Source organism: Proteiniphilum propionicum (genome assembly GCF_022267555.1).
Classification (GTDB): domain Bacteria; phylum Bacteroidota; class Bacteroidia; order Bacteroidales; family Dysgonomonadaceae; genus Proteiniphilum; species Proteiniphilum propionicum.
Genome location: NZ_CP073586.1, coordinates 664,751 through 683,037 on the forward strand (window position 1 = coordinate 664,751; position 18,287 = coordinate 683,037).

At 40.1% G+C, this 18,287-nt stretch carries 19 protein-coding genes and 1 pseudogene; 6 read left to right on the top strand and 14 right to left on the bottom strand.

All coding sequences use genetic code 11. From position 1 onward, the window contains the following. From KDN43_RS02485 to KDN43_RS02525, 9 genes are all read right to left on the bottom strand, one after another. Window positions 1-525 carry a hypothetical protein gene (locus KDN43_RS02485; RefSeq protein WP_238868120.1) on the bottom strand — a complete coding sequence of 175 codons (525 nt, stop codon included), beginning with the start codon at window positions 523-525 and terminating at the stop codon, window positions 1-3. Between the two features lie 159 nt (window positions 526-684). Beyond that, window positions 685-2,406 carry a hypothetical protein gene (locus tag KDN43_RS02490; RefSeq protein ID WP_238868121.1) on the bottom strand — a complete coding sequence of 574 codons (1,722 nt, stop codon included), beginning with the start codon at window positions 2,404-2,406 and terminating at the stop codon, window positions 685-687. Window positions 2,407-2,559: 153 nt separating this feature from the next. Next, the gene (locus tag KDN43_RS02495; RefSeq protein WP_238868122.1) at window positions 2,560-3,615 is read right to left on the bottom strand and encodes a type II secretion system F family protein; all 1,056 of its coding nucleotides are present in this window, start codon (window positions 3,613-3,615) and stop codon (window positions 2,560-2,562) included. Then, window positions 3,599-4,111 (bottom strand): hypothetical protein, encoded by a 513-nt coding sequence (locus KDN43_RS02500; RefSeq protein WP_238868123.1) that lies wholly within the window; start codon window positions 4,109-4,111, stop codon window positions 3,599-3,601. The genes KDN43_RS02495 and KDN43_RS02500 overlap by 17 nt, the downstream gene beginning before the upstream one ends. Before the next feature lie 2 nt (window positions 4,112-4,113). Next, on the bottom strand, window positions 4,114-4,470 hold the full coding sequence (locus KDN43_RS02505) for a hypothetical protein (RefSeq protein ID WP_238868124.1): 357 nt from the start codon (window positions 4,468-4,470) through the stop codon (window positions 4,114-4,116). A 10-nt stretch (window positions 4,471-4,480) separates the two neighbouring features. After that, window positions 4,481-4,975: a hypothetical protein gene (locus KDN43_RS02510; RefSeq protein WP_238868125.1), complete on the bottom strand. Its 495-nt coding sequence runs from the start codon at window positions 4,973-4,975 to the stop codon at window positions 4,481-4,483. Window positions 4,976-5,000: 25 nt separating this feature from the next. Beyond that, on the bottom strand, window positions 5,001-6,227 hold the full coding sequence (locus KDN43_RS02515; protein WP_238868126.1) for a hypothetical protein: 1,227 nt from the start codon (window positions 6,225-6,227) through the stop codon (window positions 5,001-5,003). Between the two features lie 71 nt (window positions 6,228-6,298). Then, the gene (locus KDN43_RS02520; protein ID WP_238868127.1) at window positions 6,299-6,673 is read right to left on the bottom strand and encodes a DUF3244 domain-containing protein; all 375 of its coding nucleotides are present in this window, start codon (window positions 6,671-6,673) and stop codon (window positions 6,299-6,301) included. Between the two features lie 359 nt (window positions 6,674-7,032). Then, window positions 7,033-8,100, bottom strand: coding sequence for an IS4 family transposase (locus KDN43_RS02525; protein ID WP_238868128.1), 1,068 nt, complete (start codon window positions 8,098-8,100; stop codon window positions 7,033-7,035). Window positions 8,101-8,243: 143 nt separating this feature from the next. On the opposite strand from KDN43_RS02525, the gene KDN43_RS02530 reads away from it, so the two are divergent. Beyond that, window positions 8,244-8,765: a transposase gene (locus KDN43_RS02530; RefSeq protein ID WP_256448744.1), complete on the top strand. Its 522-nt coding sequence runs from the start codon at window positions 8,244-8,246 to the stop codon at window positions 8,763-8,765. A gap of 108 nt (window positions 8,766-8,873) precedes the next feature. Here KDN43_RS02530 and KDN43_RS02535 read toward each other — a convergent pair whose 3' ends face one another. Then, window positions 8,874-9,182: an RHS repeat domain-containing protein gene (locus KDN43_RS02535; protein ID WP_238868130.1), complete on the bottom strand. Its 309-nt coding sequence runs from the start codon at window positions 9,180-9,182 to the stop codon at window positions 8,874-8,876. 1 nt (window position 9,183) lies between these two features. Between KDN43_RS02535 and KDN43_RS02540 the strand changes: the two genes are divergently transcribed. The 5 genes and pseudogenes from KDN43_RS02540 (at window position 9,184) to KDN43_RS02560 (ending at window position 13,866) form a co-directional block, all read left to right on the top strand. Further along, window positions 9,184-9,966 carry a HipA family kinase gene (locus KDN43_RS02540; protein ID WP_238868131.1) on the top strand — a complete coding sequence of 261 codons (783 nt, stop codon included), beginning with the start codon at window positions 9,184-9,186 and terminating at the stop codon, window positions 9,964-9,966. Further along, a pseudogene (locus tag KDN43_RS02545) lies at window positions 9,953-10,219 on the top strand (DUF3037 domain-containing protein); the annotation flags it as partial. The gene KDN43_RS02540 and the pseudogene KDN43_RS02545, both read left to right, overlap by 14 nt. A 402-nt stretch (window positions 10,220-10,621) precedes the next feature. After that, entirely contained in the window at window positions 10,622-11,854 is a 1,233-nt protein-coding gene (locus KDN43_RS02550; RefSeq protein ID WP_238868133.1) for a site-specific integrase, read from the top strand. Then, a complete protein-coding gene (locus KDN43_RS02555; RefSeq protein ID WP_238868134.1) occupies window positions 11,847-12,851 on the top strand; it encodes a tyrosine-type recombinase/integrase in 1,005 nt (334 codons plus the stop codon). Before KDN43_RS02550 ends, KDN43_RS02555 begins: the two co-directional genes overlap by 8 nt. Continuing rightward, window positions 12,826-13,866, top strand: coding sequence for a tyrosine-type recombinase/integrase (locus tag KDN43_RS02560; protein WP_238868135.1), 1,041 nt, complete (start codon window positions 12,826-12,828; stop codon window positions 13,864-13,866). Before KDN43_RS02555 ends, KDN43_RS02560 begins: the two co-directional genes overlap by 26 nt. Before the next feature lie 70 nt (window positions 13,867-13,936). Here KDN43_RS02560 and istB read toward each other — a convergent pair whose 3' ends face one another. From istB to KDN43_RS02580, 4 genes are all read right to left on the bottom strand, one after another. Beyond that, window positions 13,937-14,662, bottom strand: a complete 726-nt coding sequence (gene istB / locus KDN43_RS02565) for an IS21-like element helper ATPase IstB (RefSeq protein ID WP_238868136.1) — start codon at window positions 14,660-14,662, stop codon at window positions 13,937-13,939. A gap of 29 nt (window positions 14,663-14,691) precedes the next feature. Next, window positions 14,692-16,245: an IS21 family transposase gene (gene istA / locus KDN43_RS02570; protein WP_238868137.1), complete on the bottom strand. Its 1,554-nt coding sequence runs from the start codon at window positions 16,243-16,245 to the stop codon at window positions 14,692-14,694. A gap of 395 nt (window positions 16,246-16,640) precedes the next feature. Next, window positions 16,641-17,270 (bottom strand): hypothetical protein, encoded by a 630-nt coding sequence (locus KDN43_RS02575; RefSeq protein ID WP_238868138.1) that lies wholly within the window; start codon window positions 17,268-17,270, stop codon window positions 16,641-16,643. A gap of 247 nt (window positions 17,271-17,517) precedes the next feature. Further along, on the bottom strand, window positions 17,518-18,270 hold the full coding sequence (locus KDN43_RS02580; RefSeq protein WP_238868139.1) for a hypothetical protein: 753 nt from the start codon (window positions 18,268-18,270) through the stop codon (window positions 17,518-17,520). Window positions 18,271-18,287 lie beyond the last annotated feature (17 nt).

Here is an 18,287-nt window from a genome sequence, read left to right on the forward strand (position 1 = left end):
TTACAATTTAATCAACTCCCATTCGGAAGAGTGATCGTTTACGAGGATATGGAGCGTGTAAGTGCCTGGTGGAACCTCCTCCAGTTCCACGCGTGTTTTCCTGTCAGATAGAATATCTCCGGTTAATAGATCGTCATTCTTGTCTGAAAGGGTGTATGTTCCCTCTAATAAGGAATCGTGGCTACTTACTTGGATTGTAAGACCGGGCTTTTCGCGCTCGACATGGATGGAAAGTTCTCTTCCGTGGATGTTCTCCACGTAAAAGCGGGATGAGTCATGCTGCTCCCCGCCAGAGGGATGATAGGCACCCACTACAATAGTCCGGCTGATGCGGTTACCCGCGGCATCGTAAGCATAAGAAAGCTGTTGCGACCAGCCTGTAAGGGAGAACAGCAAAACAAAAAATAGGAGAATAGTTTTCTTCTTGTTGTCAAGTTTTGTCACGGTACCACGGAAACCCGTAATTGCATGGAAGGACTTCATCCGCCCCCATGGTAAGACCCCGGGAAAAATGTTTGGCTTCATAGCTGTTTATTTTTGACTGATGGATTATGGGGTCAAAATAAACTGTTTTTCTAAAACATGTCAATAGGTGCAGAGAAATCTCACCTGTTTTTGACGGTTAACATGCAATAAATAAGATGTTTGAAAAAATAATTCTCACCTGGTTAATGGATCAGAAAATCAAAAAAGTGACATGATCTGTTCAAAATTATTGATCGATGAAGCATTTTCTTTCAGTTTTTTCTTTAAATAAGTTTTTCTTGATTTCAGGTTAACCAGGTTTATATTTAAAAATGCGGCTATCTGGGAATTTTCAAGTTTCATCGCGAGCATGGCCAACAGAAGATGATCTCCTTCATTCAGGAAATTCTGTTCAGATGAAAGCTCTATCAAATTATTAGATATTTGCGATAAGAACAGCTGATTTGAGAGGTCATTAAATTGCTCTTTCCCCTGTTCTATCATTTTTTTAAAATCATCGGCCAGCTCATTCTTATTTCTTCGACCACCTCTGATTTTCATTTCAAATAAACTCATTAGTTGCTTATTTTCTGAATATTGGGTTAAATATAAACTGAATATCTTAATTCTGTGGCTTTGCTCTGTTGCTTTGTTTTGCAACAACAAGGCCTGAGATTCTATTGCCAGTTTCTCTGCTTGGAGTATGTCATTTTTTAATTTAGCCATTCTTTTGCGTTTTGAATAAACGAACAAGACGAAGGATAAAATGAGTATCAACAGAAACAACAGAAGTAAAAGAATTTTTGCTTTTGATTCTGCTTTCAATGCTTTGTTTTCGGCTTCGGTAAGGTTATAAAGCTTTTCCAGTTCTAAAATTCTTTTGTCAACCCGCTCATCCACCGATTTTTGGTAGCTTTCAAACATTTTTTTCCTGTATTCTTCTGCCATTTTATAGTCATCCCGTAGCAAGGCGATATCCGCAATGTTCTGGTATAACAGATAATTTGATCTATACGTTGAATCTTTGTTTTGTTGAATTGCCTGTAAACCGTAATACATGGCACTATCTACCTGATTCAGACTCTTGTACTTGGTGGAAATTGAAAAAAAGGTATGAGATTCATCCACCTTATAAAGAACGAAAGGGAGTAGATGGGACATTTGCATTTCGAGTTGTAAAGAAAGATTATCATTGCCCTGGATAAGGTAATAGGTAGATTGCATGTTCAACAAATTGTATTCTTCCTGCCGGGAAATATTTTCAATGGCCAAAAGCTTGTCTAAATACATTTTTCCTGCCAGCGTATCCTCCCGCTTCATTTCATTCCAGAAAAGGGCTGTGTATGCATCAAAAATATGTGTTTTGTTATTCTCCAACTCCGCAAAACGGAGACTTTCCAGGTAATAATGATTTGCCTCTATAGGGTTATTATGACTGTAATGCATATCACCCAAATGATAATGGATCAAGTATCCTGCAGAAAAATTATTGACTTTTGATTCATTGAAAAGCTTTTCAGCCTCCTTTAACGGTTTGTAAGTCATGGTGTCAATATGCCCCATCCGAATACCCACTATACTACGATAAATTAGTGAGCGGATATGGTCTATTGATCCTGGTTGGCTTTTCCAATAGTACTGCTCAGTTTCGGTAATCAATGAATCAGAACTGAATTCTGTATATGTTTTATCATCGACAATGGTTTTTAAAAGCCCATAATAAGCGCTATTAGCTTGGGATAATTTCTCAGGTTCAATCGCCTGGAGGCTGTCGAGAACCATGTCTGGGTGACGTTCCAGCAGAGCGTCCCATTGTTGCAGTCGGGCATAGGTAAGTTTCTCCTGTTTCCTGTCGCATCCGATAAACAGCAGAAACAGAGACACGACTACTATCGTAATCCGACGTCCGAAGTCGGACTTGGTTATTGTTGAAAGTTTCATGTATCGCAGAAGAAGAATAGAAGACCTCTAAGATACAAAAGTAAGGAAATAAATGAACAATAAAGTTAAAAAAAGACCTCTGCCTTGTTAAAGATGTAATTTTATATATTTTTCTTTGGGGAGTTTAAGAGAAAAGGGACTGAATTTAACTTGTCATTGTATGGTCTGCCCAAGTTTAAACATAGGGAGGTACATGGCGATGAGAATAAATGCTACAACAATACCGATACCCAAAATCAGTAAAGGTTCCAGTACATTACCCAGTTGTTTTAATTTGCACTCAAGCTCAGTCGTAATATCTGCAGCTTGCTGGTGCAGCATTTTATCAAGCGTATTGGTTTCTTCTCCCACTTTCATTAAAGCGATCAGTTTCTTGCTGTAGATTTTTTCATACTTTCCCAGGTTCTGAGCAAATGAACCCCCTTCAATTATATTTTTGGATATTTCCCCAAACGATATGCTGAAAGGGTAAAAGCGAATGATATCCCCGAGCATCTGCAACGATCTCAATAATGGAATGTTCGCACTGATAAGCAAGTGCATAAGCTGGCAGAACTGCGATTGATAATATAATTTTAAAAGCTCACCGGCAAAAGGAAAACTGAGTTGTACTTCAGCGGTAGCCTGTAGGTACTTTTCGCTTTTTCCATAAAAGTGTTTGATAAACAAAAGCAACGACACAAGAATTGTTATAACAATAAAAATTACCGGTGCGATGCCGGATAACTTAATAATAAAATAAGTTACCCCTGGCAATTCACCTCCCATTCGTGCATATACCTGTTGGAACATAGGCACAACGACCAGAATCATGAACGTAAGTACTAGCACTGCCACGATCAAGATAATAAGTGGATAGCTGAGTGCTCCCGTAAGTATTCTGCGTTGTTCATTTTTTTTGTGGTAATAGGTGTTTAAAAACTCTAAAGACTGATCGAGTTTACCCGTTTCTTCTCCAATCCTGATCACTCCGCAATCCAGATCGGAAAAATTACCGTTTTTCTTTAGTGCAACCCAAAGTTCATCACCAGAGATAATATCTTGATAAACAACCTTTAATATTTTGGATTCATCCTCACTGCCATTTTCGATAAGCAGCTCGAATGAACGGCTAAAGCTCAGTCCCGATTTCAGTAAGGAGGTGAGCTGTGAGAAAAACAGATACTTTTTCTTATCCGTAAATCGATGTAATTTAACTGGGATCTTCATATCTTTCCGTAACATTTAAATAAGCGTAACGGCTGGAGGGCAGCCCATATTCCAGCCACACCGAGTCGCCTGTATTTACGATACAATGAATCAATAAAGAATCTACATGATTGATACGATTCAACGATGGTATGATGCGGTAATTTAAATAGCCGCTAAATAAAGTATCCGTAACTCCCCGCGATTGAAGCATAAAAAACGATTCGCCTATGGTTACAGCGTCGGATCCAATTCCCTGCCCGTAAAAAAGAAACTGGTTATTCCGTTCAACCACACTATCTGCATTTTCCATCAAGTATTCCAAAACCTCGTGGCTATAGAGCATGGCCTGGACGGAGGAAATACGTTTATTTACGGTAAGACTGAATTTCTTAATCATATCGACTCCATCGAAAACCAATGTGAAAATGATGCCGGAAATGATCATGGTCAGTAAAAGCTCTACCAGCGTACTTGCTTTTAACTGCTTGTGTGTAATATACCTCTTTTTTCCCATACTCATTCCTGGTTCACGTGGAGGAAATAATACCCTGTTGATTGTCCACCCTCTATTTTAGAAGATATATGAATTAAAAGAATATCTCCTTTATAGGGAAAGATAGAAACTTTAATCTTACCCCACGGGAAAGAATAGTATCGTTCCTTCGTGTTCTTGTAAACACCTTCTTTTTCAATCAATTGACGGCATTTTTTCAGGTCGTTCTCGATAACGAGATGATTTGGTTGTCTGTTTTCATATACCAGCAGATTGGTCATCGAGTGCATGGCGATAATAAAGAGGATCATAAATATGACTGAAGAGACAATGGTTTCCAGTAAAGAGGTAGCAATTAGTTTTTGCGTCAGTTGTTTCATAACGACAAGTTTATTCCGCAAATAGTTCCATATCCAGTCCCTGTCGGCGTACCACCAGCTTGTCGGCGGTAATATGCACAATATAAAAATCCCCGATTTTCTCTCTTGTACGTGCCATCATTGTTTCTCCCTCAAAGTCCAATAACCCGTAGGTTATCTTACCCGCTTTCAATATGCCTTTGAATTTAAAAGCAGGGCCCTGCACCACATCGGGTTCCGCTGGTAAAAAGTTGGTTGCCTGATTGTCTTGATCAACTTTGGGCTCTTCGCCGGTTTGTAATAAGTTTCTCGATGGCTTTTTCAGGAAAGGGTCATCGTAGTTTAATAACAATACTGCGCTATCGGGTTTGTTTACGAAAGTACGTGGTTGACTCTTTTCTATCGGAGCATCCTCCTTCCTGATAGCTTTTGAGACTCTCCGCGCAATGCTTCCCCAGATTATTATGGATGCCATGAGTAATAAGGAGGTCGTGATCTTCTTATTTTTCATTATTTCCCGTCTCATAAGCCAGCTATTTATAAATAAAAGTTTAATAAACCGATTTTATTTCCTTCCGCGTATATTCACCCGATAGAAAAATTGGATAAGCAATATTGTCATTACGCAATATACGGGTGTTGTACAATGCGCCAGCATATACATTCTGATTGGATGTGAAAAAGCAATCCTTAAGATATACAGCACCCGAGATTTCACCACGAATATTGGTGGTTCCATCCACATATAAAAGTCCTCTGAGCAGTGATTTTTCTGATTGCCGGTAAGCAGGAAACAGCAATTCCTCATCCCTTATCTTACCCTTGATGATCACGTAACCATTGATTTCACTGTTCTCGGAAAGTGACACATAAGGACGGTCAATTTCCGCATCCACAAATATGCCGGAAGGGTACTGAAGCGTTACATTCTCATAAATCAGCACCGTATCACTGCAAAAGATCTGAATGCTTCCTGTAAATCCTTCTTCAATCGTAACTTTTCGGGCACATATAATCACCTCGTTGATTTTCGATGAAGCGGAGATTTTTAATTCCTCTGCAAATAAGACTGCATTCCCCCGAAGTAAGATATCATCCTTGTTCTCTGTTAGTTTAAAGAAACTTGTCGGCATCTGAAAACCATAATAAGTATTGGTTGTTGCCGGTAAATCAACCGCTATACAACGACTTCCTTTCAGATTTTCCGGAAAGGACAAACAGTTTGAATCAATGGGTGGTAACTCCGCATCGGCAATAGCAAGTAGTGAATATGGAATTTCTTCACCTCCATAATACTCACCATCGATCTCAGTATAATTGATACCGTTAAGCGGAATAAAAATTTTACCCCTGAGCTCAGTTTCACCGGACAGGGACAACGCCCTGTTCCGGTCACACAACCAAAGGGCAGCCCTATGATTGCATTCCTGTTTTTTACCCAATAACCTTGTAGATGAAAAACTACCATTGTGGGAAGAAACGCTGACAACCTCGTAAAATCCCCATTGCTTTGTAAGGAAATTTATGATGGAAGTACTGTCTGCTTCGTATAAGCGGTAGTCTTTTTCTTCATTATGATTTCTTAAAAAAGTACTGTCGTTGCAATATAAGACAATGCCTGAATTCAGGTTCTCCTGTTGTTGTTTTTTGTAATGATAGGAAGAATAATGGAAGAAATTCATCTCCCACAAAGAATACACAAAAAGCACAACAAGAATTATTAATACAGAGATTACCAATACCATCGGTAAAGTGACAGCCTTGAGCCTCGTTTTCATATTCAGCCTTTTTTTAATTCATGTATGGTTACATTAGCAACTAGGGTTATCATCCAATGAAAAAGAGGATTTTATTTCTCAAAATAACCTTCATAAACCCCGTTCTCCAGCGTAATACGCAGATAGTAATTTCCATTTGGAAGGGTGGAAGTATCCAGCATGACAAGTCCATACTCGTTTACCTGAGCTATTTGTTGAAGCCCTCCACCTGTTCCTTCTACGCTTACCCATACGGTACCACTGTAGTATTTAATTTCCACCGTAATCCAGCCTTCGTTGTTCCTATATGCGAATACTTCGGTGGCTGTAGCCGATCGCGTGCCTCCTGAACGTTTGATGAGATCAATCGTTTCATTGACCCCGCTCAAGCTATTGTTGGAACCGGTAAATGCGGATAAAAGAATCATCAATCCCAAAGTTGAAAGAATAAGAATAGTTTGTTTCATAGATGTGTTTTTTTATGATTATTGATCATGGGTCAAAATAAGCTGTTTTTTGAATAGATGTCAATAGACGCGAGAAAATCTCACCTTGTTTTTAGTGTTAGTGCATTGATAACGTTGTTGTTGTAAAAATAAATCTCACCTGAAAAATCGATAATTTTTATTGAATGAATGCTTTTTTCTTCTGTTTTTTCTCTTCGTCTCTGTTTTGCGAGTCGACTTTTTTAGGGAAAGGCAATCCGTCAAGAGGTATTATGGTTCACCTGATACACTATTCCATCAGTATCACCCGGTTTTTGCCCTTATGGTCTTTTAGGTAGTAACGATAGGTGGTAAGCATTCGGTGATCCCCGTATTTGATTCTATGATTTCTTGTTTTCTGAAAGTAGACTTTCAAAAACCTCCAAAACATTCGGAGTCGATGTGGAGTTTTTAGGAGTTTCTTTTGGAGTAGTTACCCGGGAGTATATCTGGATACGGACTGCATTCTCAGTTACACCCCAGAATTTTTGGATATTGAGATGCTGTTTCATCCATTTGAAAAACAGCTCAATCTGCCATCTGTTCTTGTAAAGAAGTGCAACTTGCAATGCGTCAAGGCTAAAAACGTTAGTAAGAAATGTAAACTCTCGGTCTTGATCTTCGCCGTAGAAGACAATTTTTCGCAAGGGTTTCGGGTAATGCTTTTCGCTCATATATCCGGTGAATATCACCACACAATCTGAGCGAACGTTTTTAGACATCCTTCTTTTCCATCTTACAGCCTTGCATTGCAGATTGTTCTTGGCTCTCACCATAAACATTGATCGAATCTCGTTGATCTTAAACAAGCGTTTGAAGTCATTGTAGCCACGGTCGAAGACATAGAAGGAGCCGGGTTCATAGGGAATGACATCCATAGCATTTACATCATTGACTGCTGCGGAAGTGATATGGAAAAACGTTGGGATTTGAGTTTCCAGATCAAACAGGGTATGGATTTTAACTCCTCCCTTGGTCTTTCTAAAACGAGCCCATTGATAAATGATCAAACATAGGTCAATGGTGGTAGAATCAAAGGCATAGACTTTTCCTCCCAGCTTGAAGATATTGTCCATACGTCTTGATTGGGCTTTGCCAACCATGTAGTATGCAAATTCTTCAAAGATCCGATAGTCACGATTGGTATTTGCTTTGGATAGATTGCTTAGTTTGACATCACTGCCAAACCCGAGATGATAGCCTTTTCCCCGATGTGCACCAATAGCCATTGCCAGCTCCCTTAGGCTTTTTCTATTGCAGAGTTGGCCGAACATGAGAACAAGCAGTTGATTCCAGCAGGTGAAAGACTTGATATAGCGGTTTCCTTGGCACTTATCCACGATATGCCTGAACTTGTCGGCATTTAGGAACTCGACTAATTGGGCAAAAACGAACTTCTCTTTATGCATAATGTATTGTATATCAATACAAAGATAAATTGAAATCGTCGCATCCCAAAAGACGCTACAACTATCTAATATTCAATAATTTCAAAGAGCTTTTGCGAATTTTTAGTGGACACTAATGTACGCAAATAGAATCTTATTTTGTTATACGTGAGAAAAGCCGTTTGCAGTATGAGGTAATTAAGAATCAGAATACAAACCATAATGCTAATGGTATACTGGCCGATCAAATAATAAAACTTACCGATTATGCTTCTTCCGGAAAGTATCCGGGAGAACTTCGCAGGATTGTTTACTATGCTGAATTCCTGAATCATACATATGTTTACTTGACAAATAACATTGAAGCCCCCGCCTATCAAATTGCCTTGCTTTATAAGTACAGGTGGCATGTAGAGCAGTTCTTTAAATGGATTAAGCAGCATCTTGAGATTAAATCCTTTTGGGGTACAACAGAAGGAGCTGTTCGAATCCAGATATTTACAGCTATTATAGCCTATTGTATGGTAGCCATTGTTGAGCATGATCTTCATCTTAATAGAAGTACTTACGAAGTCTTGAGAGTCTTGAGCGCTTCGTTGTTGGATAAAACTCCTGTCAGGGATATTTTCTTCAAAGAGACTAATATGGATGAAAATGATATTCAATTAAAACTTAATTTTTTTTAGTGGACACTAGTGATAATAATTTGTCAATACGTTTTTATTCCTGCATCACGCAGAGGCGAAACTGTTAAAGCCATTTATCCGGGTCTATAGCATTAACCGGTTTATAGCTCAATACGTATACGGAGAGATGGAGTAGCACTTCTCCGCCAGGGGATCCACGGTCAACCACCTGCCGAGGGCGGCGTCACAGTGTCTTGCGCCGTAGTCGTACTTGTCCAGGTTTTGGAATCTGTCCAGCTCCTTGCCGTTGTACCTGTAGGGCTGGTTGGAGGAGCATACCTGTATAACCCGGCCCCGGTCGTCGTGGTAGAAGGCCGAGAGGGTGGACTTCGCGGGGTCGTCATAGGGGACTGACGCGATCTTGAATTTTATTTTTATGCATTTGGAAATACTTTTATTTTCGTGTACATTTGCCAAAATGGAAAAAGATCTTTCTTTGCGTACCGTGAAGGTGATGCGCTATATTGTGCCTTTACGCGAAGGCGGCTCACTGCCGGCCCTGGCTGAAGCGGACGACGGATTCAAGTATGTATTGAAGTTCCGGGGTGCGGGCCATGGCACAAAGATGCTGGTATCGGAGCTGCTGGGCGGAAGGATTGCATCTGTACTGGGTTTGCATAACCCCGAACTGGTTTTTGCCACGCTTGACGATGACTTTGGCCGGAGCGAAGGGGATGAGGAGATCCAGGACCTGCTCAAAGGAAGCGAAGGGTTGAACCTGGGGCTGCATTACCTGTCGGGAGCAATTGCCTACGATCCCTCCGTGGAGATCGATCCTTTTCTGGCATCAAAGATTGTCTGGCTCGATGCGTTCACCACCAATATCGACCGCACCTTCAACAACACCAACCTGTTGTGGTGGCACCGTGAGTTGTGGATCATCGACAACGGCACTTCGTTTTATTTCCATCACTCCTGGAACGATTTCGAACGACATGCCCTCAACCCGTTTCCCCACATACAAGATCATGTATTGCTACCCCAGGCAACGATGCTCGACGAGGCAAACGATTTTGCACATGATATCCTTTCGGATGATCTGCTGGAGAAGATCGTCTCACTCATCCCCGACAACTGGCTGACGTGGAACCATACGCAGGAGACTCCCGGTGAGATCCGGAGGACCTACCTCAACTTTCTGAAAACGAGACTGCAGCATTCCCAAAACTTTCTAAATACCGCCAAAAATGCAAGAGGATAAACTGTACCATTACGCTGTGATTCGACTGGTACCGAGGATTGAGCGGGAAGAATTTTTCAATGTAGGCCTGATTGTTTTCTGTAAGAGAGATTGTTATATTCGTTTTGAATACCACCTCTGCCCCGAAAAATTCAGGCTGATGCATTCGGAAGCGGCATACGAGGATGTGATTGAAAATCTTGAAACACATAAACAGATTGCGCAGGGCAATCCAAAGTGCGGCCCCATTGCGCAACTGGATATTCCCGAACGCTTACATTGATCGCGAGCTCCGCCTGGGCACTACCAATAAAACTGACCTGAATACCTCCCGGAAGCTTAATCCTGATCTCTGTGTATTTCGGTCTGATAGTGCCACTCTTTTCGGTCAAACCGTGCCACTATAATTCATAGTTTTTTACCTATTTGAAAGATCATTGGCAAAGTTAATAATTTTATTCAGTTGTACTTATTTTTCCTTTCCTAAGTGACTCACCTTTATTATGGAAAGCTTTCCATAATAAAGGTTATGACAACAATCTAATTATGTGAATTGTGCTGCACATCCTCCATCTAACTTCATTATAACAAAACTCTTACTATATATACTTTCCATAATCACTTTCCATAACTTTACTGTGGCATATTACACAAACAACATTAAAAAACAAAAGTTATGGAAATCCAAAATGTAATTGATCGTGCCAATCAACTGCTTACAGAGGCCCGGTATACAAGTTCCCGGATCTACACCTATAACTGGTTGTGGAAAAAAGGAATACTTTCGTACATGACCGCCAAAAGCTTGGTTGACTTCGACGAGAAGGTAGGTAAAGAATGTGTGCTTACCTTCCATGACGGTAGTACCGTCACATTCTACCATCGTGATTTGATCAAGAGCGTTGATGTCTTGATCAATGTATTTTTGAACGATAATCTGGGCAAGAGGCTGCACACTCCCGCGCAGTATCCCTTCAGAGGTGAAATTGGAACTGCAGCCGAAGATTATTTTGAATCCTTGAAAGCCCATGGTATAAGCGAGAAAAAAACTATACAGGCCTACAAAAGAATAATCAGCAACTTCGTTGAGTACATGTTTGAGAGCGGAATCAGTCATATATCCGGGATAATCGAAGACTGTATTGTAAATTTCATAGAAAGCCGCCAGTACCGCCAGAAAGAGTATATGGGAACGATACGCCGCTTCCTGAATTATCTTTATAAAGAGAATCTCATAGCCAAGGACTATTCTTATGTTCTTCGGTCTCCGGGCAAGAATATCGATCATATCAAAACACCATCATTCTATAGTCCAGAAGAAATACGGCAATTGGAAGAGTCGATATCAAGAACCAGCAATGTCGGGAAACGTGACTACGCAATGGTTGCATTATGTTCCAGGCTTGGACTGCGAGTATCAGACGTGGCAAGCCTGAGCCTCAAAGATATTAACTGGGAGAACAATAGCATCAACATCATACAGTACAAAACTGGAAATCCACTGACCCTCCCCCTATTGCCTGTCGTAGGCAATGCAATAATCGACTATCTCAAGAATGCACGTCCAAAGTCTACATCAAACAAGGTTTTTCTAAGTTGCCGCCCACCATATGGTGAAATGACTCCGGGTTCGGTTCATAGTGCAATCGCTGTCGCTTTTAGAGAATCAGGAGTTGACTTCGGTGACCGTCATCATGGTGGCCATGCCCTGAGGTTCAGCCTGGCTCAGAGGATGCTCGACAAATCCATACCAATACCTGTCATATCCGAGACACTGGGGCATACGCAGGTGGATACAACAAGGACATATGTTCGAATAGACCTTGCGCACATGATGAGGTGCGTATTGGATGTCCCGGAGGCCAGTGATGCCTTCTACACACAGAGAGGAGGATGGCTTTATGGCTGATCCGTTTAACTACAAGGGAGTATTGGCACCTTATATGAAGGCCATAATCCGCATGAAAGAAGCCTGTGGACAGACGATCATATCGACGAAATGGGCTTATAAGGAGTTCGACGAGTTCACGATGCAATATGGACTTACAGAGCCGGTTATCACCAAAGAGCTTACAGATGCGTGGGCAGCGACAAGACTCAATGATTGTAGCCGGACGTTCCATGGAAAATGCTCACGGATTGCCCAGTTGGCAAAATACATGAATGAACATGGCATCAATTCTTATATAATGCCATTGCCAAAATGTGATAATGATCGTGCATTCGTACCGTATATCTTTACGGAAAAACAAATGCAAGATATTTTAAGTGAGGCGGACCTTCTATTACGGAGAATTCACAGGAAGGATGACCCGATCATATCCATACCTTGCCTGCTTCGTCTTCTTTACAGTACGGGTTTGAGAATCACGGAAGCTGTCTCTTTAAGGAACAAGGATGTGGACTTGAAAAGGAATATACTGCGAGTGGGAACATGGGGCAGTACGAAGAATGGAGAAGAGCGTTTGGTGCCGGTATGCGGTTCACTTAAGGATAACCTCTTGAAGTATCTGCATTACAGGAATATGTTGCCTATCAAGGGTATAAACTACGCTGAACATGCTTTCTTTGTAAAACTTAATGGAGACGCGGTCTCTTCAGCAAATGCTTATCGATGGTTCAAAAAGGTATATACACGCTGTGGCATTGCGTATCGGGGGGAACACTCCGGCCCACGCGTTCATGATCTGAGACATACCATGGCAGCTCATTCACTTGTAAAGATGATAGGGGAAGAGATGGATATCTATGCTGCACTTCCGTTGTTGGCCGCGTGCCTTGGGCATAAGACTCTAACTGCAACAGAAGGATATGTGCGCCTCACATGTAGTGAATATCCCGACCTATTGCGGCAGTGCTCATCTTTGAACAACTTTATATATGGCAAAGAAGATGGCATCGAATGACTTCGCAAAACAACTCTCAAGATTCCTCGGTACATATCTGCCCCACGAAAGGAATGTCAGTCCCAATACGGTGTCTGCTTATCGAGATGCGTTTATATCTTTCCTTTTATACTTGAGAGATGAAAAGCATATTAAAGCAGACAAGGTTACACTTGCTGATACAAACAGGGATAATATCATCGGATACCTGCAATGGCTAATTGACAAGCAAGGCTGCAGTATTGCAACCCGAAACAACAGGCTGGCTGCTGTCAGATCCTTCGTGTCGTATCTTCAGTACGACAGTGTGGAGCATATGGACCAGTGGCAAAGAATCCTGGCAATCAGAGGACTGAAAAAGGGACACACAACTCCCTCGCACTTCACCAAAGAAGGGATAAAACTCTTGCTTGAACAGCCGGACACGACCGACCCGAGGGAACTGAGGCATCTTGCAATACTTGCCTTGATGTATGATACCGGTTGCCGGGTTCAGGAACTCGCTGACTTGACGATAGAATCATTGAGAATACAATGTAAACCATACTCAATCAAAATCTATGGAAAGGGGCGGAAAACGAGGATCGTGCCTTTATGTGAACATGTCGTTGATATCCTGACCAAATACATGATCTGCTATCACGTTGATACGGATATCGGTAAAAAGAATCCACTCTTTTGCAATAGCTCGAGGAACAAACTCACAAGGGCAGGTATAACGTATATACTGAAAAAATATGCTGTAATGGCTCGAATAAGCAATCCGAATCTCATTCCCGAGATCACGAGTTGCCATCAACTGCGACATAGTCGGGCAATGCACCTTCTTCAATCAGGGGTCAACCTTGTATGGATACGGGACTTATTGGGACACTCCTCCATACAGACAACTGAGATATATGCGAGAGCCGACTCGAAACAGAAAAGAGAGGCTATTGAAAAGGCATCTGAAAATCTCACTCCTTCTGGTGTTATTGGAGAATGGGTTGATAATAATGACTTGATCTCATGGCTCAAAAGACTCGGTAAGAAATGAATATTATGTAAAGTCCAAATGTGAAGCATGTTTGTAATATGCCGATAATCAATATGCTTTGCACTGGACTTTACATAATTAATTTGTTGTCATAACCTTTAAGTATTATTCTGTGTGATGAGTTTACTATCCTGTCCAGGACAGCATCTGCTATTGTTTGCTCCCCAATCAGATCATACCAGGCTGATACCGGTATCTGTGAGGATAATATAGTTGATGCCTGATTATGCCTCTCGTCAATAATATCCAGTAATATCTCCCTGGATTGATTGTCAAAGGCATGCAGCCCAAAGTCGTCTAAGATAAGTATATCTGTTTTTATTAGTTTTGACAGCTCCTTCAGGTAAGTGCCGTCTATTTTACCGAGTTTGAGTCTGCCGATAAGTTTGGCGGTGTTTGCATATAACACTTTGTATTCCATTAAACAGGCCTGATATCCCAAAGCTTGAGCAAGATAGCTTTTGCCCGTACCGGATGCTCCAGTTATTATGATGTTTTCTTTTCGTTTAATAAAGTCCAGAGTGGCCAGGCGGGTAAACATATTTTTATCCAGATTACGTTGCTGATTATACTCAACATCTGCTACACTGGCCTGTTCTCTAAAGCCGGCCTGTCTGATAAGACGCTCAATTTTATTATTTAATCGTTCTTCCCATTGATGATCTGTAAGCAAAGCCAGGTATTCATCAGCTGTAACATTCTCTATCCTGTTGTCTTTGATATGCTGATAATGTAATGAAGCCATCGCTCCGAGCCTCATTTGTTTTAATCTTTCGACTGTTTGATTGTTGTTCATTATTATAGGTTTATAATTAACTGATTTGCTTAACTGTAGGATGATGCTCCCCTTATATTATGATGCAGCGGTATGTGCGACTGTGCACTATCGGATTCATCATAAAAGATTAATGCTTTATCCATGTTATTCTTCAGGATGTTTTTGATTCGGGTATATGATGGTATCCCGGCATTTAAAGCCATTTTACAGGCCCTGTTTAATCTTCCTGAGCCGTAAGCTTTATGGAGTTGTAAAAGACCGGTTACACGCTTGTATCCAATCTCAGGATAATCTACAGATGCAAGTATATGTTCTACACAGCTGACAACATGCTCACCATGTGCTGCAGCTTTATTCTTAAAGTAATCCGGATTCCAACCCAGGTATGATTGATGCGTACTGCTCAGGTGATCCGAGTTGGTGTTATAGCTGCCTGTTGAGTGATTCCTCTGATGTATGGCTATGCGCTGATGATTGTAGTAAACCTCTATATACTTCTGTGTATAATGTATTTGCGTTTGTTTGCCTATATGGCGGTATGGTACACTATAATAACTCTTATCGGGTGAAAAATATACATATCCCATTTTCTGAACCTTTGCCCTGCAATACTCTTTTATCTCGTACTGATCGGCGGGTAATGGCTTCAGATAGCCTCGCTCTATTGTCTGAAACAGTTCCAGTCTGCTGGCCTCTTTACGCTTAAAGAGCAGTTTGTTGTATTCTGTAAGCAATCGCCTGATCTCCCTGTTGAGCTCTTCTATCGAGAAGAATGTCATCTCTCGAAGAGGGTAATAGATTCTTTGATAAGTAAGGTGTACAGCATTTTCTACTAATGCTTTATCCTGTGGAGCATACACTCTTGCGGGGTTAATAACGCAACCGTAATAACTGGCAAAGTCTTTGAAGCAGCGGTTAATAACTGCTTCATGTTTGCTGGCTCTTGTAACGGCAGACTTTAGATTGTCAGATACGATTGCCTTTGGAACACCACCATAAAAGTGTAATGCGTTTTTACAGCAACTTATAAAATCATTACGGTTCTGTGTGGCACAGGCTTCAACATAAGTATATTGGCTGCAGGGTAAAATTGATACGAAGACTTCAACCGGTTTGATCTCACCCGTATCTTTATCTACTATCTCAAGCCTTTTACCGGCAAAGTCAACGAACATCTCATGGCCTGCAATATGCTCAAGCTTCATTGAACCTTTTACTTTACTGTATTTACGGTGGAAGTGCTCCAGGAACTGAGTGTAGCTGTAGGGGTTGCTTACATTATTTACATACTCATTATAATGGTACTGAAAAGTAAAACCGGGATGACTCCGGGCTGCTTTGATACGCTCAATATAGCGCATTAAATCATCATGCCGGGAAGTGTCGATAGTAGTTTTACTGGTGAAGAGTTCGTTTAAACGAGTCTCTTCAAAGTTTAAAAGCTCGCCAATGCTGTAACCACTTGATTTAAACTGTTGTACATAGCTGTTAACGGTATTACGAGATATACCAAGTGTAGCACCAATCTTGCGGTTACTAAAACCGTCGTTGATTAAGACTAAAATTTGTTTTATATCCATAGGATCAAGTTTATTTGCCATACCGCATCCCTTTTTTAGGGACAAGATAACTTGATCTTTTCAAAGTGGCACAAATCGAACCGTAAAAACTGGCACGGTTTGAACCGAAAAAGGTGGCACACATAGACCGAAATCACTGGCACAAATCAAACCGTTTTATCCAATTGCCAGGAATTCTTCTTTGCTTACAGGCTTCATAAAAAATAAATTTGCCGGCAAAGATCATCAAAAACCATTTACGCTAAAATGGGTATTTTATCGGGGGCTTACCAACTATCCATGAGGCAATAGGAAACTGTGGCGGTGGGAGACAAGCCTTTTTCTGGAGATGCTTATTTTATCCACCCGGCAAAGTTAGCGACTCCAATTTATTGGATTAAGCTTAAGACTTAATAGTACAAAAGGAAAGTATAAGATTAATAAAAGAACCAACCAATATTTAGGGATATAGATATTGGTTTTTGTTTCAATATAGTATTAGAGTGTGTAATAGAGTAGTTATGTAGACGACAAGCGATAGAAAAAGAAAGCCGGTTTTCATCAGTAATTTCATATAAGTCCCCAATTGATATTGAAGCATATAAACCTCCAGAATATTTTTTAGACCATTGTACATTATCATTTTTATTTTCAAAATTTATTTCTTTTGATAAAGCTTCATATCCAAATTTTGTGTTTAAGAAGGGAGTATGTTTACTTTCATTCCTCCTATGAAAGTATGTACCGTGAAAATATAAAGGAAACGAAAATAGAATATTTTTATTAGAATACTCAGACAAATTAGAATTAAGTTTAAATAACTTTACTGAATATCCGAGACCCAAGGAAAATGTATTATTTGAAAATGTATTATCAAATATATATCCTGGTGAATTATCAAAGAAAACACAGACTCCGGAAAAGTCTGAGTTTTCATTTTGTGGTATTGTTCCCCCAATTCCTAATTCAACAAAAGAATAAATCCCGTTTCGAGAAGTATATTGGGGTTGTGAGTAAATGAATAAAGAAATTAATAATAAACAAAATGTTATGCTAATTTTTTTCATTTTCTTTTTATATTAATGACATTGGCTGTTTACATTTATATCTATAATAGATAGTGCTTTCAGCCCTGAGCATTTAACTTCTTCCCTCTCTTAGATAGTTGTTATTCAACGATAAGTTAGTTTGTTGGGATCGCCCAGTTGGGCGATCCCAACAAACTAAGCGGCCGCCCGGAACATTTCCACCACCCTTTTATATTCTAATCCCTTATGGGTATTTCCATATTATGTATTTTATATAATCTTTTATCTAAATGGGGTTATCGGGATTTCTACGCCCACTAGGATTAACTTGTTTATTTAAAAATGTTATACCAAACCTTGTATTACCAAATCCTTGATGACAAAAATATCCCACCCCCTTTATCCAAGGTGTTACCATTCTAAAAGGTACTCCCACAAAGCAATAACTTGGATAATAACCAAGGGCAAACTCGTAATTATGAGACGAACTTTTATCATTAAAAGAGTAAGTCTTTCTACTTTCACCTGGTCGTAATGCAGGACTATTCTTTGCTATATAAGGTAAATTATCAGTAATAGTTATATATGAAGGAGCATTTTTATGATAATACGTAAGTGATTCAAGCCAAGCATGTGAAGAAGCTTTACCATTATACCAAATACCTAAAAATCCTTTTTTCCTGAAGGATACTGTATAGTACATACTTAAATAACCATGATTTACGTTTGATTCCCATATATAGCTATTTACCCATAATTTAGTTTTCTTATCACTATTATAAAAAGGAAAACTTTCGCTACCATCCATACCGCCTGCAAACTGGTCTACCCGTGTAAATGTAGTATCAATTTGAGGATTAAAGCTACTACGGAGAACAGATCCGGGATAATCAATTTCTATAGTAGGTATGTCGGATTCATTAATTACAGGAATTTCGACTTCCGGGTTATCAATAAATGGGATAGCTAACCCGAGTTCTTTAATTTTATCATAACTGAATACATCTCTAAAATCTTTTTCTTTACCTGCTATTAGCACTTTTCCTTCACTATTCA